Below are 23,282 nucleotides of genomic sequence, written 5' to 3'. Positions count from 1 at the left end.
CGGCGCCAGCACCGATGGCAAGACGACAGACTCAGGGTTTCTGGCAGCTGACGCAGTAAAAAGTCGAGCGCTGGCCCTGCCGTATGCTTTTGATCGGTGCGGCACACACCCTGCACGGCAGGCCCGCGCGGTCATAGACCATGGCGTCCAGCTGAAAATGCCCCGCCTCTCCATGGGCATTGGAAAAGTCGCGCAGCGTGCTGCCCCCTTTTGTAACGGCCTGTGCCAGTACCTGCTGAATGGCGCGATGCAGCAGCGCGGCGCGTGGTTTGCTGATGCGGAACGCCTTCGTGGTGGGGCGGATGCCGGCCAGAAACAGCACCTCGGACGCATAAATATTGCCCACGCCCACCACCGCCTCGCCGCCCAGCAAGACCTGTTTGATGGGCGTCTTCCTGAGCTTGAGCGCCTGATGGAAAGCCGCCGCGTCAAACGCCTCGCTGAGAGGCTCGACGCCCAGCCGGCCCAGCAATTTCTGCGCAACCGCGTCACTTTCACCGCTGGCGTACACCACCGCCCCAAACCGGCGCGGGTCGTGCAGGCGCAAGGTGCCCAGGCTGGTCACCATTTCGAAGTGGTCATGCTTGCCCGCCCCGGGCAAGCCGGTGGCGAAACTCACGCTGCCCGACATGCCCAGGTGAATCAGCAGCAAACCGTCGCTCAAATCAAGCAGAAGGTATTTGCCGCGGCGGCGCACGGCCAGCACGCTCTGGCCAACGAGCTGCTGCGGGCTGCAACCCAGCGGCCAGCGCAGGGGTTTCCCCATGAGCACGGCCTCGATGCGGGCGCCGGCAATGCGGTTGGCAAAGCTCAGGCGGGTAACTTCAACTTCGGGCAACTCAGGCATAGGCTCACAAAAAGAGGCGCAGAAACCGCAGCGCGAGGACAGACCCTGGGGGCAAGGTGGGAAACGTGGCAGGTAAGCTTCAATTATCATGGCCTGATGAAGAAAATACTTGGCCTTGCCTTTGGCTGTCTGTGGCTCGCCGCGCCCCTGGTTATGGCCCAAACCGAGGCATCCGAGCCAGCCGTGCCGTCAGGGCTGGCCGAAGCCAGGGCCGCACAGGACGCAGCGCCGTCCTCGCTGCTCGACAGCGCGCTGTTTTACCAGCTGCTGGTGGGCGAAATCACCCTGCAGGAGGACGAGCCTGCCGCGAGCTTCGCGCTGATGCTGGATGCCGCCCGAAAGACCAACGACGCCCTGCTTTACAAGCGGGCCACCGAGATCGCGCTGCAGTCGCGCTCCGGCGACGCCGCACTGCAGTCGGCCCGCGCCTGGAAACAGGCGCAACCCGCCTCGCGCGAAGCCAATCGCTATGTGCTGCAAATCCTGATTGCGCTGAACCGCATCGCCGACACGGCCGAACCCCTGAAAACCGAAATTGAACTGGCGCCGCAGCCCGAGCGCCCGCAGGTGCTGGCAGCGGTGCCGCGCGCCTATGCCCGGGCCAGTGACAAAACACTGGCCAGCACCGTGGTCGAAAAGGCACTGGCCAATTACCTGAGCCATCCGGCAACCGCCAGCGCCGCCTGGACCACCGTGGGACAGATGCGACTGGCCGCAGGCGACGCGCCTGGCGCACTGGATGCGGCCAAACGCGGCCAGGCCGTGGATGCCCGCTCGGAGGGCCCGGCGGTGATCGCCCTGGAGCTGATGGACCCCAAACTGCCTGAAGCCGAAGGCCTGGTCCAGAAATACCTCGAGGGCCATGCCAAAGCCCTGCCGGAAATCCGCATGGCCTATGCACGCGCCCTGCTGGATGCGCAGCGCTATGCGGAAGCCATCGCCCAGTTGCAGATCGTGACCAGCGAAAGACCCGACTTCCCGGAAGGCTGGCTGGTTCTGGGCTCCTTGCAGCTGCAGGACAACCAGCTGGCACAGGCACAGGCCTCGCTGGAGCGCTTTGTTGCGCTGGCCCGGCAGCAGGCACCGCAGCCCGAGATCAGCCGCGGCCTGGCCCAGGCTTACCTCTCCCTGTCGCAAGTGGCCGAAAAACGCAAGGACTACGCGGCGGCCGAAAGCTGGCTGAACAAGATTGAGAACTCCTCGGAGCTGGCCCAGGCGCAAGCCCGGCGCGCCTCCATCCTGGCAAGCCAGGGCAAGCTGGAAGCCGGCCGCCAGCTGATCCGCCAGCTGCCTGAACGCAGCCCGGACGATGCCCGGCTGAAACTCAATGCCGAAGTCGGCCTGCTGCGCGATTTCAAGCAATACCGCCTGGCCCATGATGTGCTGAAGCAGGCCCTGGCCAAAGCCCCCGAGGACACGGACCTGCTCTACGACCAGGCCATGCTCGCCGAAAAGCTCAATTCGCTGGACGAGATGGAACAGCTGCTGCGCCGGATCATCAAGCTCAAGCCCGACTACCACCAGGCCTATAACGCCCTGGGCTATTCGCTGGCAGAACGCAACATCCGCCTGGCGGAAGCACGCGCGCTGATCCAGAAAGCGCTGGAATATGCGCCGGCGGATCCCTTCATCAAGGACAGCCTGGGCTGGGTCGAATTTCGCATGGGTCGCCACGCCGAGGCCGTGCGGATTTTTGAGGCCGCCTACAAGGCCAAACCCGATGCCGAAATCGCGGCGCATTTCGGCGAAGTGCTCTGGAGCATGGGGCAGCGTGACCGCGCCATGGCCATCTGGAAGGAAGGCCGGCTGATCAACCCGGACAATGAAACGCTGCTAGAGACGCTCAAACGCCTGCACGTGAAGCTCTAAGTCAGGACCCGTCCCTTGCGCCTCACCAGCCGCCTGCGTTCCGCACTCATTTGCGGAACTCTTCTTGCTACTCTTTTAATAGCTGGCTGCGCAGTTCCACCAAGGGCTACAAGCACAAATGACTTGAAAAATGAATTCTGGACAGGGCGCCTCAGCCTGCAGGTCCAGAGCGAGCCCGCGCAGTCGTTTTCAGCCAGCTTTGAGCTCAAGGGAAAGCCCGAGCGCGGTGAACTGACCCTGATCAGCCCCCTGGGGAATGTGCTCAGCGTGCTGCGCTGGTCGCCCGGCGAAGCGGAACTGGACTCTGGCAGCCAGAAAATCCAGCGCTTTGCCTCCATCGACGAACTGATGGCGCAAGCCACGGGCGCAGCCTTGCCGCTGAACGCGCTGTTTGCCTGGCTGCAGGGCGACAACGCCAGCGTCAGCGGCTGGTCGGCCGATCTGTCCCGGCGCGGCGAAGGCCGCATTTCAGCCAAACGAATCCAGCCCACGCCGCAGGCTGACCTGCGCGTCGTGCTGGATCAATAAGTGAATCAAGCAGTGAATCAACTCTGCGCGGCATCGCACGACCGCGCTGTTTCCCGGATCATCCCCACGTGACGACACGCACCGCTCCACCTTCGCGCGCCCAGCGGCCCCTCAAGGCCCTTTACGACGTCCCCGCGCCGGCCAAGCTCAACCTGTTCCTGCACATCACCGGGCGCAGGCCCGACGGCTACCATTTGCTGCAGTCGGTGTTCATGCTGATCGACTGGTGCGACACCTTGCACTTCGAGCTGCGCACCGACGGGCACATCAGCCGCACCGACCTCGGCGACCCGGAGCACCCGGCCGGCACCCCGCCTGAAGCGCTGCCGGCGGAAGATTTGGCCGTTCGCGCCGCCAAGGCCCTGCAGGCAGCCTGCGCAACGCCCCTGGGCGTGCACATCAGCCTTGAAAAGCGCATTCCCTCGCAGGCCGGAATGGGCGGCGGCTCGTCCGATGCCGCGAGCTGCCTGCTGGCGCTGCAACGCCTCTGGGGCGTGCGACTGCCCGCCGACAAACTGCGCACGCTAGCGCTTTCACTGGGCGCCGACGTGCCTTTTTTCCTCTCGGGCGGCCATGCCTGGGTCGAAGGCATAGGCGAGAAAATAAGCCCCATCACACTGCCTTGCGCCCGCTTTCTGGTGCTCAAACCAGCCGCCGGAGTCCCCACGCAAAGTATTTTCAGCGCGCCATCGCTAAAACGCGATACAGAAACTGCTACAATGCTAGGCTTTGCTGCACATGCAGATGACCAGGTTTTCAAATTTGGCCATAACGACTTGCAGCCGGTTGCACAGGCGATGTGTCCGCAGATTGGCCAATCTCTCGATTGGCTGAAAGCGCAGCATCTCGATGGGCGAATGACCGGTTCGGGAAGTGCTGTATTTGCGCAATTGCTGCATGACATTGATCTGTCTGAATTGTCGGGCCTGCCCGATGACTGGAAGATAAAAAAATGCAGTACTTTGGAGGCGCACCCTCTGGCAGCTTGGTAAAATAGCCGCTCTTGAGATTGTGTTTTCAAGCGACGATTAATAGGTCGGTTGTTGGCAACAACAATTGTCCTGTGTAGGGGTGTCGCCAAGCTGGTTAAGGCACCGGATTTTGATTCCGGCATTCGCAGGTTCGAATCCTTCCACCCCTGCCAAATTTTTCAGATCCGCCCGGAGCGGGTCTGAGTTGACTCCCGGCCCGCGTGATGTGTATCCGCGGGTCCTTCAGACCCGCAGAGTGGCGGGTCTGCGTATTTTGGAAGCACCGGCAACCGGCACTCACTGCCAAGTCCCTGTTGCAACGTGTTTTCCCGTGCGTATTTTTGCCTCGATAAAAATTTCAGCCACGTTCAATCCCGATACAGCTGGGCCCCACATGCAAACGCACCACCCCGACTTCATGGTTTTCACCGGCAATGCCAATCCGAGCATGGCCGCAGAAATTGCCCAACACCTGAACATTTCCGTGGGTGCCGCCCACGTGGGCCGCTTTTCAGACGGCGAGGTCACCGTCGAAATCCAGCAAAACGTCCGGGCGCGTGATGTGTTTGTCGTGCAGTCCACCTGCGCGCCCACCAACGAAAACCTGATGGAACTGCTCATCATGGTCGACGCGCTCAAGCGCGCATCGGCCGATGAGATCGCCGCCGTGATCCCCTATTTCGGCTATGCCCGCCAGGACCGCCGCCCGCGCTCGGCACGCGTGCCCATCACCGCCAAGGTGGTGGCCAACATGCTGCAGGCAGTCGGCGTGTCGCGCGTGCTGACCATGGACTTGCACGCCGACCAGATCCAGGGTTTCTTTGACATCCCGGTCGACAATATTTACGCCTCCCCGGTGCTGCTGGGTGACTTGCGCCAGAAGAACTATTCCGACCTGATGGTTGTCTCGCCCGACGTGGGCGGCGTGGTGCGTGCCCGTGCCCTGGCCAAGCAGCTGGGCTGCGACATGGCCATCATCGACAAGCGCCGCCCCAAGGCCAACGTCTCGGAAGTGATGCATGTGATCGGCGACATCGAAGGCCGCAACTGCGTGGTCATGGACGACATGATCGACACGGCCGGCACGCTGGTCAAGGCTGCCGAGGTGCTCAAGGAGCGCGGCGCCAAAAAGGTTTACGCCTACTGCACGCACCCGATTTTCTCGGGCCCGGCGATTGAGCGCATTCAGGCCAGCGCCCTCGACGAAGTGGTGGTGACCAACACCATTCCGCTGAACGTGAGCGCGCAGGGCTGCAAAAAGATTCGCCAGCTCTCCGTGGCACCGCTGATCGCTGAAACCATACAGCGCATCGCCAAGGGAGAGTCGGTCATGAGTTTGTTTTCGGACCAGGACCAACAGGCCCTGATTTGAAGTCAAAAGGTGGCTGCCGGCTCTGAAGAGCCTGAGCAGCCTTTTAATGTCGGGGTGAACTGGTCGCGGAACACCTCTTTTGGAGAAAATTATGAACTTCGTCGCTTTTGAGCGCGCCAAGCAGGGCACGGGTGCGAGCCGCCGTCTCCGCATCACGGGCCGCACGCCCGGTATCGTTTATGGCGGCACTGCCGAGCCCTTGCTGATCGAAATCGATCACAACGCGCTGTGGCACGCCATCAAGAAAGAAGCCTTCCACGCTTCCATCCTGGAGATGGAACTGGCTGGCAAGACCCACAAGGTTTTGCTGCGCGATCTGCAAATGCACCCTTACAAGCAACAGATCCTGCACATCGACTTCCAGCGCGTTGAAGCCAAGACCCGCATGACCGTGAAAGTGCCCGTGCACTACAGCGGCGAAGAAGAATCCCCGGCCGTCAAGACGGAAAACTGCCTGGTCAACCATGTGGTGACCGAGCTGACCGTGTCCTGCTTCCCTGCCGACATTCCTGAATTCATCGCCGTTGATTTGAGCGGCCTGAAAAAGGGCGTCTCGCTGCACGTCAAGGACATCACGCTGCCAAAGGGCGTGAAGTTCGTGGTCAAAGGCCAGGAAAACCCCGTGCTCGTCACCGTGGCGGCCATCGAGGAAGAAGTCGTTGCAGCCCCCGTCGCTGCAGCCGCACCCGCCGATGCCAAGGGCAAAGGCAAGGGCAAGAAATAATCTGCCGCCTTCGGCAGTGACCTGAACCGGTCTGCGGCCCCTGTCCTCGCCCGAGGACAGGGGCCGTTTTTCTTGGGGCCCGGCTGCGCCGATAATCACAGCACGGGCGACACGCACAAGCTGCCCCTCCTTTTTCATCGCCACACATGATCAAACTGTTTGTTGGCCTGGGCAACCCCGGCCCCGAGTACGAAGCCACGCGCCACAACGCCGGCTTCTGGTGGATTGACGCGCTGTCACGCGAATTGAAGGCGCCACTGAGCTTCGACAAAAGCTACCACGGCCAGGTCGCCCGCGCCACCGTGAACGGGCAAACCGTCTGGCTGCTCAAGCCCCTCACCTACATGAACCTGTCCGGCAAATCGGTGGCCGCGCTGGCCCGGTTTTTCAAGATTTCGGCGGCCGAAGTGCTGGTCGCGCATGACGAGATGGACATTGTCCCGGGTCAGGTCAAGCTCAAGCTGGGCGGCAGCCATGCCGGGCATAACGGCCTGCGTGACATCCATGCCCAGCTGGGCACGCCCGACTACTGGCGCCTGCGCATAGGCGTGGGCCACCCGGGCGTGAAGTCCGAGGTGGTCAGTTGGGTGCTGAAGAAGCCCTCGCAAGAACACCGCGTGGCCATTGAAGACGGCATTGCACGCTGCCTCAAGGCCGTGCCCGAGCTGCTCAGGGGCGAGATGGACAAGGCCACGATGATGATTCACACCAGCCAGCCGCCCAGGCCCAAACCGCCGCGTAAAACCGAGCCGGAAGACTAGGCGTGGTTTTTTGCATGCTATAAATTTAGCAGCACGTTCCGCACGTATTGATTGGGCTGGAGGTCAGTTTGAGCTCCAGAAATGGCGCAAAAAGACTTTTTTAGCCTGCCCGCCGTCCGCAGCAATGCCGGGAGTTACTGCCTGCGGTTGCTCGTAGTTCCCACACGCCCTGAACGTTTGAGTTCAGCCGACCGCGAAGGCCTGCCGTAGCGGGTCCGGGTCAAAGGGCATTTTCACGCGTCCAGCAAATGAAGGTTGCGTTCTCTGTGCTGCCCATGGCTTGAATGGCCGCCTGGTTTTGAAGCCCCGGGCGCAACTGCAGTCTACGCCCAAGCTCAGCCGCGGCCCCGACGGCGCGAAGCGGCGGCAGGACCGTCGGCTGGAGCGTTTTGTTGGGCGGGACTTTGCGCACGAGACTGAAGAACAAGCGGATGGCGCATGAGCGCGTGCACGAGAATTGGAAGGCCGATGAGACTTGGGGCCCAACCAGTATGCAAATGCTGGCAGAGACCACCACAGTGGCACATGCGGCCCACATAGAACGCGGTGAGCAACAGGATATAAGACAGACCCAGCAAGACAGACCCAGCCGGTCAGGTGGGTATGGGTGGACGTGAATGCCCCGGTCGCACAGAATCGATGAGTCCTTCTTCGCGAAAGGTGCCGAAAATGACGATTGAGTTCTTTGAAGAGAGTAATGCGGGTACACGAACACTGCCGCGCTCGCTGGCGACGAAGGCCGGCGGCTTTGTGTTTGTGTCCGGCCAAGTGGCCAGGGACGAAAGCGGCGACGTCATCGCAGGTGGGGTGGAGGCTCACACGCGCCAGACGATGAAAAATGTCGCTCACGCACTTGCATTGGCCGGTTGCACGCTCGAGGACGTGGTGAAGACCACGGTCTGGCTCGATGACGCACGCGACTTCGATGAATTCAATCGCGTTTACAGCGAGTTTTTCCCTGGAAATAAGCCGGCGCGCTCGACAATACAGGCGAAAAACATGGTCGCCACCAAGATTGAGATCGAGGTCATTGCCTATAGGCCGTGAGGCCATAAGGCCGATGCCGATCTCGTCTTCGGCAGCTGCTTGCTGGCAGCGCGCCTTGAAAAAAGCGGCTCCATTGGCTGGAATTGTTAAACCGGTCCCGGTTCACACCTTGCGCCATGGTTTTGCGACTCACCTCTTGCAATCAGGCACCGACATTCGCACCGTGCAGAAACTACCGGGGCATTCCGTTGTGTCCACTCTCATGATCTACACCCATGTTTTGAAGGTGGCGGCAGGTGGAACGGCCAGCCCGCTGGATGCGTTGCTGGTTTGAACCGCTATGAATTCAATAGCTGACAACACAGGTATTGTTCGGGCTTGAGGCCGATTTGAGCATTGAAACCGGCCCAAACCAGCATTTTGAGCCCCTTGAACGCTAGTTGCTTCGCGCCGCGATGATCGGAATCACGGCCTGTAGCCGATGGTATTTTTCCCACAGCGTTTCTTTGCTCTCGACGTTCTTCGGGTCAACCGGAATGCAGGCCACCGGGCAGACCTGCACGCATTGCGGCTCGTCAAAATGGCCCACGCACTCGGTGCATTTGTGCGGGTCAATCTCGTAAATTTCCTTGCCGAGGTAAATCGCCTCGTTGGGGCATTCCGGCTCGCAAACGTCGCAATTGATGCATTCGTCGGTGATCATCAGAGCCATGCTCAGCCTCCTTTTGCGCCGGGGTGAACCCCGGCCAGCGCGGCGGCCACGGCCGGGCTCACCATCTGGCCGACATCGCCCCCGAGTTTGCTGATCTCGCGCACCAGCGTGCTGCTGATGCATTGCAAGGGCGCATCGGGCAGCAGGAACACGGTTTCCACCTGGGGGCGCAGCTTGCGGTTCATGGCGGCCATTTGCGCTTCGTAGTCAAAGTCCGTCAGGTTGCGGATGCCGCGCACCACGGCGCAGGCCTGGTGTTCGGCGCAAAAATCCATGATCAGGCCGTCAAACGGCAAGACCCTGACCGTCGCCTTCGAGTTCGCTATGTTTTTGCTAGCTTCCCGCACTTGCTCGACGCGGGCCTCCAGTGAAAACAAGGTTTTTTTGTGGTGGGCGGCCGCGACGGCAATGATGAGCACGTCAAACAGTCCGGCGGCGCGGCGCAGCACGTCATCATGGCCCAGTGTGAACGGGTCAAAAGTGCCGGAATAGACGGCAATGCGCGGGGTGGATGGCTGCGGGCTGGGCATGGGGGAATTATGCCCCGGCCCGCCCTTTAGCCGCGGCCCGGCAGGCCATGTAGCCACAAGGCAGGCAAGGCCACAGCAGGCGCCTGCTCAGGCGGCGGGCGCGTCCTTGCCGGCCAGCAGATGAAAATGCACGGCCCCGGCCTTGCCGCTGCGGTGCACTTGCAGGCCCAGCGGCGCCAGTTCCTCGTCGCTCCAGGCCTTGGGTGCCTCCAGGTAAATCAGCCCAGTCGGGCCGAGCACCTGCGCGGCGGCTTTCAGCGCGGGCTCGAACAGGGTGGATTCAAAGGGCGGATCGAGCAGCACCAGCTGCTGGCTGCCCGCCGGCAGGCGGCGCAGCAGGCTCAGCCCGTCGCCGCGCTCGATCCTGACCATGGCGGCCTGCAGCCTGGTCTGCAGGGCCTTGAGCTGCAGCACCAGCGCCGGGTCCTGCTCGCACAGCAGCACTTCGCTCGCGCCGCGTGAGGCAGCCTCGAAACCCAGAGCGCCGGTCCCGGCAAACACATCCACGCAGCGCCAGCCGGTCAAATCCTGGCCCAGCCAGTTGAAGAGGGTCTCGCGCACGCGGTCCGGCGTGGGGCGCAGGCCGGGCTTGTTGGCCACCGGCAGTTTGGTGCGCTTGTACTGCCCGCCTATGATGCGGATTTCGCCGGGCGGCTTGGCATGGGCTCTGGCGTGCGCGGCCACGGCGCGCGCCTTGGCATAGTCCGTTGGAGGGGCTTTGGTAGAGGGCTTGGCGGGGGTGTATTTCATGGTGCGGCGCCAAGGATAACAGTCACCATTTTCTCCGGCTGCAGCTTGCGCGCAAACGCCGCCTTGACGTCGGCCACAGTGACCTTGTCCACCTGCTGCGTCCAGGTGTCCAGATAGTCGAGGGGCAAACCATTCCACGCCATGCCGGCGATGTTGCTCAGCAGTCCGCGGTTGCTGTCCAGGCCCAGGGCAAAGCCGCCTATCAGGTTGTCCTTGGCGGCCTGGAGTTCGGCCGGCGTGGGCCCGTTGGCCACGAAGTCCTTCAGCACCTGGCGCACCAGCTCAACCGCCTGCATGGCCTGGTCGGGCCGGGTTTGCAGGCCCACCGTGAAGCTGCCGGCATGCCGGCCGGGGGAAAAGGAGCTGGAAACGCCATAGGCCAGGCCGCGCTTTTCGCGCACTTGCGTGGTCAGGCGCGACACAAAGCCGCCGCCGCCCAGGATGTAGTTGCCCACGCTCAGGGCGAAATGGTCCGGGTCATCACGCTTGTAGCCGGGCTGGCCGATCAGCACATGGGCCTGCGCCGACTCGAAGGGAATGCGTTTTTCCTGGGCCTGGGCAAGCGGCGCGACTTCGGGCACGGGCGGCAGCGGCGGCAGGCTGGCGCAAGCGACTTGCGGCAGGCGCGACAGCAGGCGCGCGGCGATGCTGTCGGCCTGCGCACGCGTGACGGCGCCCACCATGCTGATGCGCGCGCGGCAGGCCACCACGCTGGCCGCGTGAAGGGCGCGCATGTCGGCCACGCTGATGCGCGCCAGCGTGGCCTCTGTCACCTCATAGCCATAAGGGTGCGAGCCATAAACGGCGGGGGCGTAGGCCCGGCGAATCACGGAGGCGGGACGCGTGTAGGACTCCTTGAGCGCGGCCTGCAGGCGCTGGCGTTCGCGCTGCCAGATGGCGTCCGGGAAGGACGGCTCGGCCATCTCGCGCGCAGCCAGCGCCACGGCCTTGTCCAGCAGGCCGGGCTCGGTCAGCGAGCGCAATGAAAAACTCAAGCGATCCGCCGAGGCGCCGGCGCCAAATTGCGCGCCCAGATCGGCCCAGGCCTCGCTCAGCGCGTTTTCATCCTTTGTAGCTTCGCCGTCTTTCGCCCGCACGCCCTTGTCGAGCATACCCGCCGTCACGCTGGCCAGGCCCGTCTGGCTGGCCGGGTCGCGGCGGCTGCCGGCATCAAAGTCAATCTGCACATCCAGCATGGGGATGGCCGGGTTCTCGACCAGGTAGACCTCGGCGCCGCTGGCCTGGGTCCAGTGCTGCACCGGAATCGTCGCCAGCGCCAATGAGTGAATAAATAGGCCTGCAGCGCCCGCCACGAAAGCGCGTACAGCTATGTTTTTTGTAGCATTTATCATGAGGGTCGCCCCCTTCAGTTCAGGACGCCGGCATCGTGCCGGCCAGCCGCCGCCGGCCGGCGCGGCCTGCGGTTCGGGTCCATGGCTTGCGGCAACAGGGTGGCCATGGTCATCTGGTCATCGCCGAAGTATTTGGCGGCGACGGCCTGCACCTCGGCACCGGTGACGCTGCGCAGCCGGGCGATCACGCGGCTGCCGGCGTCTGCAGGCAGGCCCTGTATCCAGTTGGAGCCGAGTTCACGCGCCTGGCTGAACAGCGAGTCCAGCTTGTAGGTTTCGCTGGCCGCCCACTGGGTCTTGACGCGATTGAGTTCCGCCTCGCTGACACCGTCGCGGGCCACCACGGCCACCTGCCGGCGCAGGGCATCCACCACCTGCTGCGTGGTTTTTCCTTCGGCCGGAACGCCATCCAGGATAAACATCTGCGGCCCGCGCCCCAGGAGGCTGCTGGAGGCGCCGGCGCTGTCGGCCACACGCCCTTCCCCCTGGACCAGGGCGCGCTCCAGGCGGGCACCGCTGTAGCCGTCGAGCACCGCGGCCAGCACCGTCAGCGCCAGGGCATCGCGCGAGGCCGCTGCCGTGGGCGACGCCGCGCCCGCGGCATCCGTCAGGTCTGCGGGCTCCAGCTTGGGCACCTTGAAGGCCAGGCCCACATAGGCCTGGCTGGCGGGAGCCTTGAACTCCAGGCGGCGCAGGCCGGCCTGCTCGGGCTCGAGGCGCGGCTTGCGCTCGGGCACGGGGCGTGCGGCAATGCCGCCATAGTATTTTTCGGCCAGTTTCCTGACTTGCGCGACGTCCACATCACCGGCCACCACCACTGCGGCATTGGCCGGCACATACCAGCGCCGGTAGAAGTCGCGCACATCGCCTGGCGTCATGGCGTCCAGATCGCTCATCCAGCCGACGATGGGGCGGCGGTAGGGCGAGGCCAGGAAGGCCACGGCGGCCTGCTGCTCGTACAGCATGGCGCGCGGTGAGTCTTCGGTGCGCAAGCGGCGTTCTTCCTTGACGACCTCGATCTCGCGCCTGAACTCCTCATCGGGCCACTGGTTGTGGGCGAAGCGGTCGGCCTCCAGGCGCATCACCTCTTCCAGCTTGCCGGCCGGGATCTGCTGGTGGTAGCCCGTGTTGTCGCGGCTGGTGAAGGCGTTGTCACGCCCGCCGAGCGCAGCCACCCGCTTGGAAAAATCGCCCGCCTTCACGGTCGGCGTGCCCTTGAACATCATGTGCTCCAGCGCATGGGCCACGCCCGAGGTGCCGTCCACTTCGTCCATGGCGCCCACACGCACCCACAGCATGTGCACCGCGGTGGGCGCCCGGTGGTCCGGTTTGACAATCACCGTCAGGCCGTTGGCCAGCGTGAACTGCGTGACCGCCTCGGGCGCCGGCTGCGCCCGTGCCGCGACGCCTGAGCCCAGGGCCAGCGCGGCGGCCAGGACCAGAGGGGCGAAGCGCGCAATTCGTGGCGGCGAAAAGAGGATGGGCATGGACAAAGCGCTCAAGGAGAGGGGTTTCATAGAATACTCATCTCATGCGATGCCGCCGCTCGCCTGAAATATGGCATTTCGGCCAGGACGCCGCGGCACCAGGACTCTATAAGCATACCCAATGTTCAGTTTCTTCAAGCGATTCAAAAAGCCAGCGCCGCCAGAGGCCATGGCGCCTCCATCACCGGAGGCCGTAACGCTGCCGCCGACAACGGTGGCCCCGGCGCCGCCGGAGGCACTGGCGCCCGTGGCGGCTCCGCCGTCCGAGGCCGTAGCGCCTGCGCTACCCCGGCCACCTGCACCCCTCCCCTCCCCGCCAGCGCCCAGCACCACGGGCGGCGGGCTGATTGGCAGCGCCCTGGTCACCCCGATTGAAATTCCACTGCCCGGCGCGGTGCCGCCTGAGCGCCAGCGCTGGCTCGGCAAGCTGCAGGCGGGCCTGCGCAAGACCGGCTCCAGCATCTCCACGGTCTTTACCGGCAGCCGCATTGACGATGCGCTGTACGAAGACCTGGAAACCGCCCTGCTGATGGCCGACACCGGCGTGAAGGCCACGGAACACCTGCTGGACGACGTGAAACGCCGGGTCAAGGAAGGCGGCATGACGCATCCGGTGGCCGTCAAGAATGCGCTGGTTGAGGCCATTGCCCAGTTGCTCAAGCCGCTGGAAAAGGCCCTGGTGATTGGCCAGTACCAGCCCACGGTGATCATGGTTGCGGGCGTCAATGGCGCGGGCAAGACCACATCGATAGGCAAACTCACGGCCCACCTGGCCAACGAGGGCGCCTCGGTGCTGCTGGCGGCCGCCGACACCTTCCGCGCGGCGGCGCGCGAGCAGCTCAGCATCTGGGCGGATCGCAACACGGTCGAGATTGTCAGCCAGGAAGGCGGCGACCCGGCCGCCGTGAGCTTTGATGCCGTCACGGCCGGCAAGGCGCGCGGCAAGGATGTGGTGCTGGTCGACACTGCGGGCCGACTGCCCACGCAGCTGCACCTGATGGAAGAGCTGCGCAAGATCAAGCGCGTGGTGCAAAAGGCCGACGCCACCGCGCCGCATGAAATTTTGCTGGTCATCGACGGCAACACCGGCCAGAACGCGCTGGCCCAGGTCAAGGCCTTTGACGATGCGCTGCAGCTGACCGGCCTGATCGTCACCAAGCTGGACGGCACGGCCAAGGGGGGCGTGCTGGCCGCCATTGCGCTGTGGTCGCGGGAGCGGGCACTGGCCGCGCCGGATCGGCGCCCGGTGCCGGTGTACTTCATCGGCGTGGGCGAGAAGCTGGAAGACCTGGAAACCTTCAGCGCCCGCGAATTTGCCCAGGCCCTGCTGGCCTGATCGCCCTATCCGCCGGCCGCGCCGGAAATGCCTTGCAGGCCCCATGACCGGGCCTGCGGGAAACACCTGACCCCTTGGTACTTGCGCAAACCGGCCCGGCGACTACAGTCTGGAGGATCAACTCCGGGGACAGACCATGACGACCGCCACCGACACCACGGCCCCTGCGGCGGCCGCGCCGCGCAAGGTGGATCGGCTGCTCGCGCACTACGGGGAAAGCCACCAGAACCCGCGCAACGAACTGATTCACTTCATCGCCATTCCGCTCATCATGCTGAGCCTGGTGGGCATGCTGTTTGCCCTGCATCCCTACGTCGCGTATGTGTTCATAGCGGCCAGCATGGTCTATTACGCCAGGCTGTCCTGGGTGTTTTTGCTCACCATGGTGCTGTGGTCGGCCGTCACCATAGTGCTGGTGTTCGCCATGGGCCCACGGCGGCTGCAGATCTGCCTCGCCATCTTCGTCGGCGCCTGGATTTTGCAGTTCATCGGCCACAAGATGGAAGGAAAAAAGCCCTCTTTCCTTGAAGATATCCAGTACCTCTGGGTAGGCCCCCTGTTTGCACTGAGCAAACTCTTCGGTAAAGTCGGTATCCGCTGGTAATTCATTGGCCGCCCCGCCCGCCGCGGTTCCGGCTTGAAAACCGCGCTTTCACCTCCATGTCTGATGTTTAAAGGATTTTTACGTGCCCAGCCTTGCCAGCCGAATTCCGCACTTTGTTCTGAAACTCTTTCTGGGCCTGTTCGCGGCCATTTTTGCGGTCAGCCTGCTGGCCGCCGCACTGATCGTGGTGGCCTTGAGCCTGCTCAAGGCCCTGGTGACAGGCCGTAAACCCGCGCCCGCCGCGGTGTTTGGCCGGTTTCGGCAGTTCTCTGCGCAAGGCATGTGGCCGGGTGGAGCCGGGCGCGAAAATGCCGCCCATGGCGGCGATGTCGTGGACGTCGAGGTCAGGGAAGTCCGCGAAGACCGGCGCCTGCCCTGAAGACGGCATCCGCCACCCCGCCCACCGAAATCGCTATCAAAGGCATAGCTGCTTGCACCCGTTGATATTGGGCTGGAGCCTGATTTCATCATGCGCCACAGGCTGGGACGTCGCCGCGCCCCTGAAACGGATGTCGGGACATCCTGCTGCCCTTTACAAACCGGAAACCCTTGCCGCTGAACTAAAGGCCGCAAGCCCGCTCACACCCAGTAAAACGCTGATCGCCAATTAGCCTTGCGCTATCCAGATCATTGAACCTATTGCTTAGCACTCTCTCCAATGGAGTGCTAATATTTGGCCCAACAGAGAAAAGGAGTTCTGCCGTGTCTTATGCCCTTTCCAGCCCAACCCTGACCGCCACCATGGCCATGCCTGCTGCCCAAACGGGTGCCGTGGCCATCATCAACCCGTGGTCGCTGGTTCCCCCGTTGGGCAACCTGGATGCTTATATCTCGGCGGTCAACCGCCTGCCCATGCTGACGCTGGAGCAGGAGCAGGAATTTGCCAAAAACCTGAAAGAAAACAACGATCTTGACTCGGCCGGCAAGCTGGTGCTCTCGCACTTGCGCCTGGTGGTGTCGATTTCGCGCAAATACCTGGGCTATGGCCTGCCGCACGGCGACCTGATCCAGGAAGGCAATATCGGCCTGATGAAGGCGGTCAAGCGTTTTGACCCTGACCAGAATGTGCGCCTGGTGAGCTACGCCATGCACTGGATCAAGGCCGAAATCCACGAGTACATCCTGAAAAACTGGCGCATGGTCAAGGTGGCGACTACCAAGGCCCAACGCAAGCTGTTTTTCAACCTGCGCTCCATGAAACAGGGCTTCAAGGACGACGCGGATGTGGCGACGCACCGCGACACCCTGACCGAAGGCCAGATTGACTCCATGGCGAAGACGCTGAACGTCAAGCGCGAGGAAGTCATCGAGATGGAGCAGCGCATGTCGGGCGGCGATGTGCTGCTGGACCCCAGCCCCAGCGACGACGGCGACGACGCTTTTGGCCCGATCGCCTATCTGGCCGACGCCACGCAGGAGCCGACGGCACTGATGGAGTCGCGCCAGCGTGACAACCTGGCCTCGGACGGCATAGGCGCCGCGCTGGAAGAACTCGATCCGCGTGCCCGCCGCATCGTGGAAGAGCGCTGGCTCAAGGTCAATGACGACGGTTCGGGCGGCATGACGCTGCACGATCTGGCGGCCGAGTACAAGGTCAGCGCCGAGCGCATCCGCCAGATTGAAGTGGCGGCCATGAAAAAAATGAAAAAGGTGCTGGCGGCCTACGCCTGAGATAGATTTCTACGCTTGCACGCCCGCCGTGCAGACCGGCCTGCTCCCGCAAAGGGGACAGGCCGTTTTTCATGGGCGGCTCGCCGCCGCCAGACCCGGGATGCGGCCGATCAGGTATTTTTCAGCAGCAGGCGAATGTCGGAGGCCAGAACCTCGGCACCGGCGCCGTAGCGGTTGTACAGCCGGATACGGCCTTTGCCGTCGAAGATGTAGCTGCCAGCCGAATGGTCCATGGTGTAGCTGCCTGGCGTCTTGCCCTCGACCTTTTTGTAGTACACCTTGAAGTCCTTGGCGACCTGGGGTAGCTGGTCCATGCTGGGCCGCAGTGCCAGGAAAGTGGGATCAAAGTTGGCCATATAGGCCTTGAGCAGCTCCGGCGTGTCCCGCTCGGGGTCGACGGTGATGAAGATCACCTGCAGCTTGTCGCCATCGGGCCCCAGCAATTGCTTGACCTGCGCCAGTTCGGCCATGGAGGTCGGGCAGGCATCGGGGCACTGGGTGAAGCCAAAAAATACCACCACGACCTTGCCGGCAAAGTCCTTGAGCGCGCGCGGCTGGCCGTTGTGGTCGGCCAGCGCAAAGCCCTGGGCATAGTCGGCGCCGGTCAGGTCTACGCTCTGGAACTGCGGCTTGTCGGGCGCGCAGGCCGTCAGAAGCCCTGCCGTCAGGGCCAGGGCCGCGGCGCCGGCCATGGTTTTGAGTGCGAGACGGCGGCCGGGCCGCATGGAGTTTGTGTTCATACGAGGTAGTGGTCCAGCAGCAGCGCTGCAAACAGGACCGAAAGATGGATCAGTGAAAAACGGAAGGTCTTGCGCGCCAGCGCCTCGGAATAGGCGCGCCACAGCCGCCAGCCATACCAGCTGAAGCCTATGCTGAGCAGCACGGCGACCACCAGATAAAGCCAGCCGCTCATCTTGAAGATGAAGGGCATCAGGCAGGCGGCGAACAAGACCAGGGTGTAGAGAAAAATCTGCAGGCGGGTGAACTCGTTGCCGTGCGTCACCGGCAGCATGGGCAGGCCGGCCTTGCGGTAGTCCTCCACGCGGTACAGCGCCAGCGCCCAGAAATGCGGCGGCGTCCAGAGGAAGATGATCAAAAACAGAATCAGCGCTTCCGGCCCCACCGAGCCCGTCATCGCGGCCCAGCCCAGCACCGGCGGCATGGCACCGGAAGCGCCGCCGATCACGATGTTCTGCGGCGTGAGCGGTTTGAGAATGACGGTGTAGACCACCGCATAGCCTACAAAGGTGGCAAACGTCAGCCACATGGTGAGCGGGTTGACCCAGACGTACAAAATCCACGAACCCAGGGCGCACAGGCCGGCGGAGAACGCCAGGGTCAGCGGATTGCTGAGCTCGCCCCGCGCCGTGGGGCGCCAGGCCGTGCGGCGCATGCGGGCATCAATATGCTGCTCCACCAGGCAATTGAATGCCGCGGCGGCGCCGGCCACCAGCCAGATGCCGGCGCAGGCGATCAGGGCCAGCTGAATGTGAGACCAGCCCGGAACGCCGGGAACGGCCAGCACCATGCCTATCAGGGCACAGAACACGATGAGCTGCACCACGCGCGGCTTGGTCAGCGCGTAAAACTGGGCGAACCGGGACGGAGCGCGGTGGGTGGACGCCGATGCGGCAGGCGGGTTGCTGGGGTTCATGCGGACAATCTCGAAGTCGTCAATTTTGACGCAGGTACCGCTTCAGAGGTGCTGCGACTGGAAAAAACAATACCGGTGAGTACCACCACCAGCGCCGCCGCGCCTCCGGTGTGGGCCACCGCGGCCAGCAGCGGCCAGCCCAGCACCACGTTGCTCAGACCTGTGGCGGCTTGCAACAGCGTCAGTCCGCCCAGCCAGCGGGCATGGGCACGCAGGGCCGGCACACGGTGCAGGCGAAGCGCCAGCGCCAGCAGCACCACGAAGACCAGATAGGCCGCCAGGCGGTGCACATAGTGGATGGCCGTGAGCGCCTGGAAGCTGATGTTGGCGCCGTCATGCCCCGCGCCCAGTTCCCGCCACAGCGTGAAGCCCTGCCTGAAGTCCATGGCCGGCCAGAGCGAATTCTGGCAGCCGGGAAAGTCCGTGCAGGCGAGCACCGCGTAGTTGGTGCTGACCCAGCCGCCCAGGGTGATCTGCAGCCACAGCAGCGCAAACGCCAGGATGGCAAACCACCGCGTATAGGCGCTTAAGGGCACGGGCGCGAGCACCCCCTGCGCCTGCGCATAACGCGCCGACTGCGCCCGCAGCAAGGCCAGCAAGGCCAGGCCGCCCAGCAAGTGCATGGTGACAATCGCCGGAAACAGCTTCATCGTGACGGTGAGAGCGCCAAACGCCCCCTGCAGGCACACCCAGAACAGCGTTGCCGTGGGCCACCAGGGCGAAATCGGGCCTTCACGCTGTTGGCTACGCCGCTCTTCGAGAACACTTCGTGTAATACGCTGCCCCCCGAGGGGGCTGTCCGACCCAGGGGCGGCCCGTCGGTCGGACGTGTGACGTCGGCATTCAAGCCAGCTCGCCAGGGTGAGCGTCAGGATCAGCACCCCGACACCCGTGGCCAGGTAGCGGTGGATCATCTCAATCCAGGCCTTGGAGTGCGTGACCGGACCGGTGGGCATGGCGGTTTGCGCGGCCTCGATATGCATCTGCGCGCCGACCGGGCTGGCGCTGCCATAGCAGCCCGGCCAGTCGGGGCAGCCCAGGCCGGAGTCGGTCAAACGGGTGAAAGCACCGAAAATGACCAGGTCGAAGGTCAGGAACAAAGTGACCAGGGTCAGCACATGCAGGCGCTTGGCGACCGGGACATTCTTGTTGCGTACCCAGACCCAGCCCAGCGGCCCGAGCGCCACGGCCAGGCCCATGATCATCAGACGCAGAGCAGGGCTCAGGTTATAAAGGTCTTGCGTGTCCATGTTTAAAGAGAATCGGCCATTGCCGTGCGCGATGGAGTTTTACACCAGCAGGGGCCGCGGAACCGGCTTTGCCGGGCCGCAGGTGCAGCGGCCCCTTCGGGGGGCAGCGAAGTACACGCAGTGACGAGCGTGGGGGCCATATGCCTAGCGACCTACCTTGTCCCAACTGCTGGAGGCGCGCAGCAAACGGTCCACGTCGCGCTTGGCCTTGGCCGCCGCCGCGGCATCCATATGGGCCGGGAAACGCATCATCCAGTTGCCCATAGGGTCTACCAGATAGAGGTGATCTTCCAGGCGCTGCCCCGCCGCGGGCTGCAGCCAGTCGGCCAGCGCGGCGGGCGCCACGCGCAACACGGCCGAGGAGGCCAGGGCCGGCCGCAAGGCCTCGCGCACCGGCGCTTCGTCATTGACCAGCCAGACCCGGTCCAGACGCTCTTTTTCCTTGCCCAGCGCCTCACGCAACTGGCGCTGGAAATACAGGTTTTGCTCGCAGTGCGCGTCACAGGCTCCGCCCGCCACGCTGATCAGCAGCCACTGGTCCTTCAAGGCCCTCAGGTCACCGGTCTGGCCGTCCAGGGTTTGCGTGGCCATGGCTGGCAAGGGGCGCTGCGGGTCAATCAATTCGCCGAAGTTGCCGCGCCCTTCAGGGCGGACCACATAGTAGGTGAAATAAGACGCGATGACTGGCGCCGCACAGACCAGCAGCACAGCCAGCATCTTCCAGCGACCGGCCACCGAGCCAGCGGCACGTGCACTGGACTGGTCCAGCACCGGCATGGCATGGACCGTCAGGCCCAGTGGCTGCTCTTGCGCTGCAGGGGCACCGGAGGCCGCGCCGCGAGAAAGGGAGGAGTCAGGAGTGTCTTTTGTCACAGCAGTTGATCGCACGGTTGCGCGCGTCATTTTTTACGTAAGGGAAGAATCAGTTGAAACCACACATACAGGATGAGTACCAGGCCGCACATGCCAAACCACTGAAAGGCATAGCCATAGTGCTTCTCCACCCCCAGATTGGGCGCCGGCCAGTCGCGCAGCAGCCCGTCGCTGGGCGCACCAGTCTGTAGCAATGATCCGTTAAGCAGGGGCAAACCGGTTTCTGCACGGAAAGCGTTCAGGTCCAGATTTTGCCGGATTCGACCGCTGTCCTCGCCCTTGAACTCGTATAGCTTGGAAGGCGCGGGGGCAATGCGGCCCTCGACGGTCACGACGCCGGTGGGCGTGGCCACATCCGGCAGGCGGGTACGGTCGCTGAAGTTGCGCGGTGCCCAGCCGCGCTGCACCAGAACCACCTGCTGGCTGCCCTGCAATGACAGCGGTGTGAGCACCCAAAAGCCGGAACGCCCATCCATGGGACGGTTGTCCAGGTAAATGGTCTGCGCCGGCTGCCAGACGCCCTGGACCGAGACCCGCCTGTGCAGCTCTTTTGCTATATCTTCAATAGCAGCCAGCGCTTTTCCATCAAGGGCTGGAAGCATATTTCTTGACTCAATGGCAGCCTGCAGGGCCTGCTTCTGGGCCGCGCGGCGCAGCTGCCACTGACCCAGCGAAAACGTCGCCCCGGCCACCAGCAGCGTCGCCAGGGTGATCACCCAGAAACGGGGTGACTTCAATGCAAAAATCATGGGCGGATAATCCTGTTCATGACTTATCTCGTAGCACTGGCATTTATAGCCATACTCGCCAGCCTAGGTTCAGCGCTCTTTTTCATGCTGAAAGACGGCACCGATGGCAAACGCAAAACCAGCAACATGGCACGCGCCCTGGCGTTCCGTGTCGGGTTCTCGATTTTGCTGTTTGTCTGCATTCTGATTGCCTGGAAACTGGGTTACATCCAACCAACCGGCATTCCCGCCGGCAAATAAAATAAAAAGGCCGCGTCAAGCGGCCTTTTTATTGCGCAGTTGCAACTCGACATGGCGAGCACAGCCCGCCCCGCCGACTTACATCCAGTAGACAACGATATACAGGCCCAACCACACCACGTCCACGAAGTGCCAATACCAGGCGGCACCTTCAAAACCGAAATGCCTGTCAGCAGTGAAATGGCCTTTTTGCAAACGCAGGGTAATGAACAGCAGCATCAACATGCCCACGAACACGTGGAAACCGTGAAAACCGGTCAGCATGTAAAAGGTCGAACCGTAGACGCCGGACGTGAGCTTGAGGTTGAGCTCGGAGTAGGCATGAGCGTATTCATAGCCCTGCACGCCCAGGAAGATGCAGCCGAGCAGCACCGTCATCCACATGAAGGCAATGGTCTGGCCGCGATGGTTTTCGCGCAGGGCGTGGTGGGCAAGGGTCAGGGTCGCGCCGGAGCTCAGCAGCAGCGCCGTATTGATGGTGGGTAGCCAGAACGGCGTCATGGTCGTGAAAGGCTCAATGATGTCGGCAGGCGATGCCGTCACGCCGGCCGCCATGCTGGGCCAGACGGCCTTGAAATCGGGCCAGAGCAGCGCGTTGTCCAGGCTGCCCAGCGCCGGCACCGAGTGCGAGCGGGCCCACCAGAGGGCGGTGAAGAAGGCGCCAAAGAACATCACTTCCGAGAAAATGAACCAGCTCATGCTCCAGCGGAATGAGAGGTCAATCTTGTAGCCGTACATGCCGCCTTCGCTCTCGGAAACAGCATCACGGAACCACTGGAACAGCGTCCCCAGCCAAAAGAGCATGCCAAAGGCCAGCGACCAGGCGCCCCAAGCGGCACCGTTAATCCACTGGCTGGCACCCAGAATGACAAAAAACAGGCCAATGGCCGCCATGACCGGATGCCGGGACGGGCCAGGCACGAAGTAATAAGGGGTTGCCCCGGGGGTTGTTGCTGACATCGCTCGACTCCTGTTTTTCTCTCGAATTTCCACTAACTTCTCATTCAAACCGTGGCGCGTTTCATGCGCCGGCGCTCTAGCGCGCCACTATCCAGTTCACCAGCAGCACCAGGACTGCCACAAATACAAAAACACCAATCAACCCGACCACGATGATATGGACAGGGCTCAGATTCTTGATGTCCTCTTCATAGGCCCCGCGCGCGCGCAAGCCCACGAATGACCATGCGATGGCCTTGACGGTACGCCAAAGCGATGCTTTCTTGGGAGGGGCCGAAACCATGCTCACACCCCCAGCTTTTGATCTGGCACCGCAGCGGCCGTGGTCGCTTTGGACGTCATCGGAGCAGCGGGCGTCTTGCCACCCACTTCAAAAAACGTGTAGGACAACGTGATGGTGCCCACATCCCTGGAGAGTTTCGGGTCGATCACAAAGGCCACCGGCCACTGTTTTTTCTCACCGGGCGCCAGGGTGTACTCGCTGAAACAAAAACACTCCAGCTTGTTGAAATGAGCCGCCGCTTGCACCGGTGCGTAGCTGGGAATGGCCTGCGCGGTCATGGTGCGGTTCTGCACGTTCTGGAACTCATACATCACCGTGGCCAGCTCGCCGGGATGCACCTGCAGCGTATTCTGGGCTGGCTTGAAATGCCAGGGACCACGCGAATTGGCGTCAAACTCCACCGTGATGGTGCGCGTGCGGTCCACCTGCGTGTTAGCCGGCAATTTGGGCGTGGCGCCCGGGATCTCCCGGTCGCCCAGCGCCAGGATGTTGATGCCGGTCATCTCGCAAATGGTTTTGTAAATGGGCACAAGCGCATAACCAAAGCAGAACATGCCGAGCACGATCACGCCCAGCTTGCCCATCATCTTGAAGTTTTCGCTCTTGAGCCGCATCGAAGTATTACCTGGTTGGAGCGGACGAATCCGCTCAGTGGCTCAGAAAAATCATCTTGGCCATGAAGCCCAGGAAAAAGACGAGTGCGACCGAAGCCAGTATCAGTGCCAGCCGGAGATTGCTTTTCTTTTGCTCAGGTTTCATGTCAGTAGCCGGC

Annotated in this window: 28 protein-coding genes and 1 tRNA gene; 14 read left to right on the top strand and 15 right to left on the bottom strand. The window is 63.0% G+C overall.

The features are described 5' to 3' along the window. Positions 1-31: 31 nt before the first annotated feature. Positions 32-847, bottom strand: coding sequence for a bifunctional DNA-formamidopyrimidine glycosylase/DNA-(apurinic or apyrimidinic site) lyase (gene mutM, locus PJE01S_RS02400; protein ID WP_068831514.1), 816 nt, complete (start codon positions 845-847; stop codon positions 32-34). Positions 848-943: 96 nt separating this feature from the next. Here mutM and PJE01S_RS02395 point away from each other — a divergent pair, with 96 nt between their 5' ends. The 9 genes from PJE01S_RS02395 to PJE01S_RS24255 all read left to right on the top strand — a co-directional run bounded on the left by PJE01S_RS02395 (position 944) and on the right by PJE01S_RS24255 (position 8,393). Then, on the top strand, positions 944-2,716 hold the full coding sequence (locus PJE01S_RS02395) for a tetratricopeptide repeat protein (RefSeq protein ID WP_068831513.1): 1,773 nt from the start codon (positions 944-946) through the stop codon (positions 2,714-2,716). A 123-nt stretch (positions 2,717-2,839) separates the two neighbouring features. Further along, positions 2,840-3,244, top strand: a complete 405-nt coding sequence (locus tag PJE01S_RS02390) for a lipoprotein insertase outer membrane protein LolB (RefSeq protein ID WP_245660547.1) — start codon at positions 2,840-2,842, stop codon at positions 3,242-3,244. A gap of 68 nt (positions 3,245-3,312) precedes the next feature. Next, positions 3,313-4,236 (top strand): 4-(cytidine 5'-diphospho)-2-C-methyl-D-erythritol kinase, encoded by a 924-nt coding sequence (gene ispE / locus PJE01S_RS02385; RefSeq protein WP_068831511.1) that lies wholly within the window; start codon positions 3,313-3,315, stop codon positions 4,234-4,236. Between the two features lie 75 nt (positions 4,237-4,311). Then, positions 4,312-4,388: transfer RNA gene (locus tag PJE01S_RS02380), tRNA-Gln, on the top strand. Between the two features lie 221 nt (positions 4,389-4,609). Next, entirely contained in the window at positions 4,610-5,587 is a 978-nt protein-coding gene (locus PJE01S_RS02375) for a ribose-phosphate pyrophosphokinase (protein ID WP_068831510.1), read from the top strand. 91 nt (positions 5,588-5,678) lie between these two features. Then, positions 5,679-6,311 (top strand): 50S ribosomal protein L25/general stress protein Ctc, encoded by a 633-nt coding sequence (locus PJE01S_RS02370; RefSeq protein ID WP_068831509.1) that lies wholly within the window; start codon positions 5,679-5,681, stop codon positions 6,309-6,311. A gap of 146 nt (positions 6,312-6,457) precedes the next feature. Continuing rightward, entirely contained in the window at positions 6,458-7,072 is a 615-nt protein-coding gene (gene pth / locus PJE01S_RS02365; protein WP_068831508.1) for an aminoacyl-tRNA hydrolase, read from the top strand. A gap of 669 nt (positions 7,073-7,741) precedes the next feature. Then, a complete protein-coding gene (locus PJE01S_RS02355) occupies positions 7,742-8,119 on the top strand; it encodes a RidA family protein (RefSeq protein WP_068831506.1) in 378 nt (125 codons plus the stop codon). A gap of 13 nt (positions 8,120-8,132) precedes the next feature. Beyond that, positions 8,133-8,393, top strand: a complete 261-nt coding sequence (locus tag PJE01S_RS24255; RefSeq protein WP_084389306.1) for a tyrosine-type recombinase/integrase — start codon at positions 8,133-8,135, stop codon at positions 8,391-8,393. A gap of 102 nt (positions 8,394-8,495) precedes the next feature. Here PJE01S_RS24255 and PJE01S_RS02350 read toward each other — a convergent pair whose 3' ends face one another. From PJE01S_RS02350 to PJE01S_RS02330, 5 genes are all read right to left on the bottom strand, one after another. Continuing rightward, the gene (locus PJE01S_RS02350; RefSeq protein WP_068831505.1) at positions 8,496-8,771 is read right to left on the bottom strand and encodes a YfhL family 4Fe-4S dicluster ferredoxin; all 276 of its coding nucleotides are present in this window, start codon (positions 8,769-8,771) and stop codon (positions 8,496-8,498) included. Positions 8,772-8,773: 2 nt separating this feature from the next. Next, on the bottom strand, positions 8,774-9,301 hold the full coding sequence (gene coaD, locus PJE01S_RS02345; RefSeq protein WP_068831504.1) for a pantetheine-phosphate adenylyltransferase: 528 nt from the start codon (positions 9,299-9,301) through the stop codon (positions 8,774-8,776). A gap of 87 nt (positions 9,302-9,388) precedes the next feature. Beyond that, positions 9,389-10,051: a 16S rRNA (guanine(966)-N(2))-methyltransferase RsmD gene (gene rsmD, locus PJE01S_RS02340; protein WP_084389305.1), complete on the bottom strand. Its 663-nt coding sequence runs from the start codon at positions 10,049-10,051 to the stop codon at positions 9,389-9,391. Beyond that, complete coding sequence (locus PJE01S_RS02335; RefSeq protein ID WP_068831503.1) at positions 10,048-11,403, bottom strand: M16 family metallopeptidase; 1,356 nt, start codon at positions 11,401-11,403, stop codon at positions 10,048-10,050. Before PJE01S_RS02335 ends, rsmD begins: the two co-directional genes overlap by 4 nt. Positions 11,404-11,417: 14 nt before the next feature. Beyond that, positions 11,418-12,920: a M16 family metallopeptidase gene (locus PJE01S_RS02330; RefSeq protein ID WP_245660545.1), complete on the bottom strand. Its 1,503-nt coding sequence runs from the start codon at positions 12,918-12,920 to the stop codon at positions 11,418-11,420. 91 nt (positions 12,921-13,011) lie between these two features. On the opposite strand from PJE01S_RS02330, the gene ftsY reads away from it, so the two are divergent. The 4 genes from ftsY (at position 13,012) to rpoH (ending at position 16,501) form a co-directional block, all read left to right on the top strand. Continuing rightward, complete coding sequence (gene ftsY, locus PJE01S_RS02325) at positions 13,012-14,226, top strand: signal recognition particle-docking protein FtsY (protein WP_068831501.1); 1,215 nt, start codon at positions 13,012-13,014, stop codon at positions 14,224-14,226. Between the two features lie 136 nt (positions 14,227-14,362). After that, complete coding sequence (locus PJE01S_RS02320) at positions 14,363-14,830, top strand: Mpo1 family 2-hydroxy fatty acid dioxygenase (RefSeq protein ID WP_068831500.1); 468 nt, start codon at positions 14,363-14,365, stop codon at positions 14,828-14,830. Positions 14,831-14,912: 82 nt separating this feature from the next. Continuing rightward, positions 14,913-15,209 carry a hypothetical protein gene (locus tag PJE01S_RS02315; RefSeq protein WP_068831499.1) on the top strand — a complete coding sequence of 99 codons (297 nt, stop codon included), beginning with the start codon at positions 14,913-14,915 and terminating at the stop codon, positions 15,207-15,209. A 323-nt stretch (positions 15,210-15,532) separates the two neighbouring features. Continuing rightward, positions 15,533-16,501, top strand: coding sequence for an RNA polymerase sigma factor RpoH (gene rpoH, locus PJE01S_RS02310; RefSeq protein WP_377371975.1), 969 nt, complete (start codon positions 15,533-15,535; stop codon positions 16,499-16,501). A gap of 110 nt (positions 16,502-16,611) precedes the next feature. Here the strand turns inward: rpoH and PJE01S_RS02305 are convergent, their stop codons facing one another. The 5 genes from PJE01S_RS02305 to PJE01S_RS02285 form a co-directional block, all read right to left on the bottom strand. Further along, positions 16,612-17,193: an SCO family protein gene (locus tag PJE01S_RS02305; RefSeq protein WP_068831573.1), complete on the bottom strand. Its 582-nt coding sequence runs from the start codon at positions 17,191-17,193 to the stop codon at positions 16,612-16,614. A gap of 44 nt (positions 17,194-17,237) precedes the next feature. Continuing rightward, the gene (gene cyoE, locus PJE01S_RS02300; protein WP_068831498.1) at positions 17,238-18,155 is read right to left on the bottom strand and encodes a heme o synthase; all 918 of its coding nucleotides are present in this window, start codon (positions 18,153-18,155) and stop codon (positions 17,238-17,240) included. After that, the gene (locus PJE01S_RS02295) at positions 18,152-19,405 is read right to left on the bottom strand and encodes a COX15/CtaA family protein (protein WP_068831497.1); all 1,254 of its coding nucleotides are present in this window, start codon (positions 19,403-19,405) and stop codon (positions 18,152-18,154) included. Before PJE01S_RS02295 ends, cyoE begins: the two co-directional genes overlap by 4 nt. Before the next feature lie 144 nt (positions 19,406-19,549). Continuing rightward, a complete protein-coding gene (locus tag PJE01S_RS02290; protein WP_068831496.1) occupies positions 19,550-20,182 on the bottom strand; it encodes a redox-active disulfide-containing membrane protein in 633 nt (210 codons plus the stop codon). A gap of 122 nt (positions 20,183-20,304) precedes the next feature. Beyond that, a complete protein-coding gene (locus PJE01S_RS02285) occupies positions 20,305-21,027 on the bottom strand; it encodes an SURF1 family protein (protein WP_068831495.1) in 723 nt (240 codons plus the stop codon). Between the two features lie 18 nt (positions 21,028-21,045). Between PJE01S_RS02285 and PJE01S_RS02280 the strand changes: the two genes are divergently transcribed. Next, positions 21,046-21,267, top strand: a complete 222-nt coding sequence (locus PJE01S_RS02280; RefSeq protein WP_068831494.1) for a twin transmembrane helix small protein — start codon at positions 21,046-21,048, stop codon at positions 21,265-21,267. 78 nt (positions 21,268-21,345) lie between these two features. Here the strand turns inward: PJE01S_RS02280 and PJE01S_RS02275 are convergent, their stop codons facing one another. From PJE01S_RS02275 to PJE01S_RS25700, 4 genes are all read right to left on the bottom strand, one after another. Next, positions 21,346-22,227: a cytochrome c oxidase subunit 3 gene (locus tag PJE01S_RS02275; RefSeq protein WP_068831493.1), complete on the bottom strand. Its 882-nt coding sequence runs from the start codon at positions 22,225-22,227 to the stop codon at positions 21,346-21,348. A 76-nt stretch (positions 22,228-22,303) separates the two neighbouring features. After that, on the bottom strand, positions 22,304-22,510 hold the full coding sequence (locus PJE01S_RS02270) for a DUF2970 domain-containing protein (protein ID WP_068831492.1): 207 nt from the start codon (positions 22,508-22,510) through the stop codon (positions 22,304-22,306). Positions 22,511-22,512: 2 nt separating this feature from the next. Further along, positions 22,513-23,124 carry a cytochrome c oxidase assembly protein gene (locus tag PJE01S_RS02265; RefSeq protein ID WP_068831491.1) on the bottom strand — a complete coding sequence of 204 codons (612 nt, stop codon included), beginning with the start codon at positions 23,122-23,124 and terminating at the stop codon, positions 22,513-22,515. Positions 23,125-23,158: 34 nt separating this feature from the next. Next, positions 23,159-23,269 (bottom strand): cytochrome oxidase small assembly protein, encoded by a 111-nt coding sequence (locus tag PJE01S_RS25700; RefSeq protein ID WP_218017486.1) that lies wholly within the window; start codon positions 23,267-23,269, stop codon positions 23,159-23,161. Positions 23,270-23,282 lie beyond the last annotated feature (13 nt).

Origin of the sequence: Polaromonas jejuensis NBRC 106434, from assembly GCF_001598235.1 — a bacterium.
Taxonomy (GTDB): Bacteria; Pseudomonadota; Gammaproteobacteria; order Burkholderiales; family Burkholderiaceae_C; genus Polaromonas; species Polaromonas jejuensis.
The sequence above is the reverse complement of the archived record's forward strand: the minus strand, read 5'-3'. Positions and strand labels throughout refer to the sequence as shown.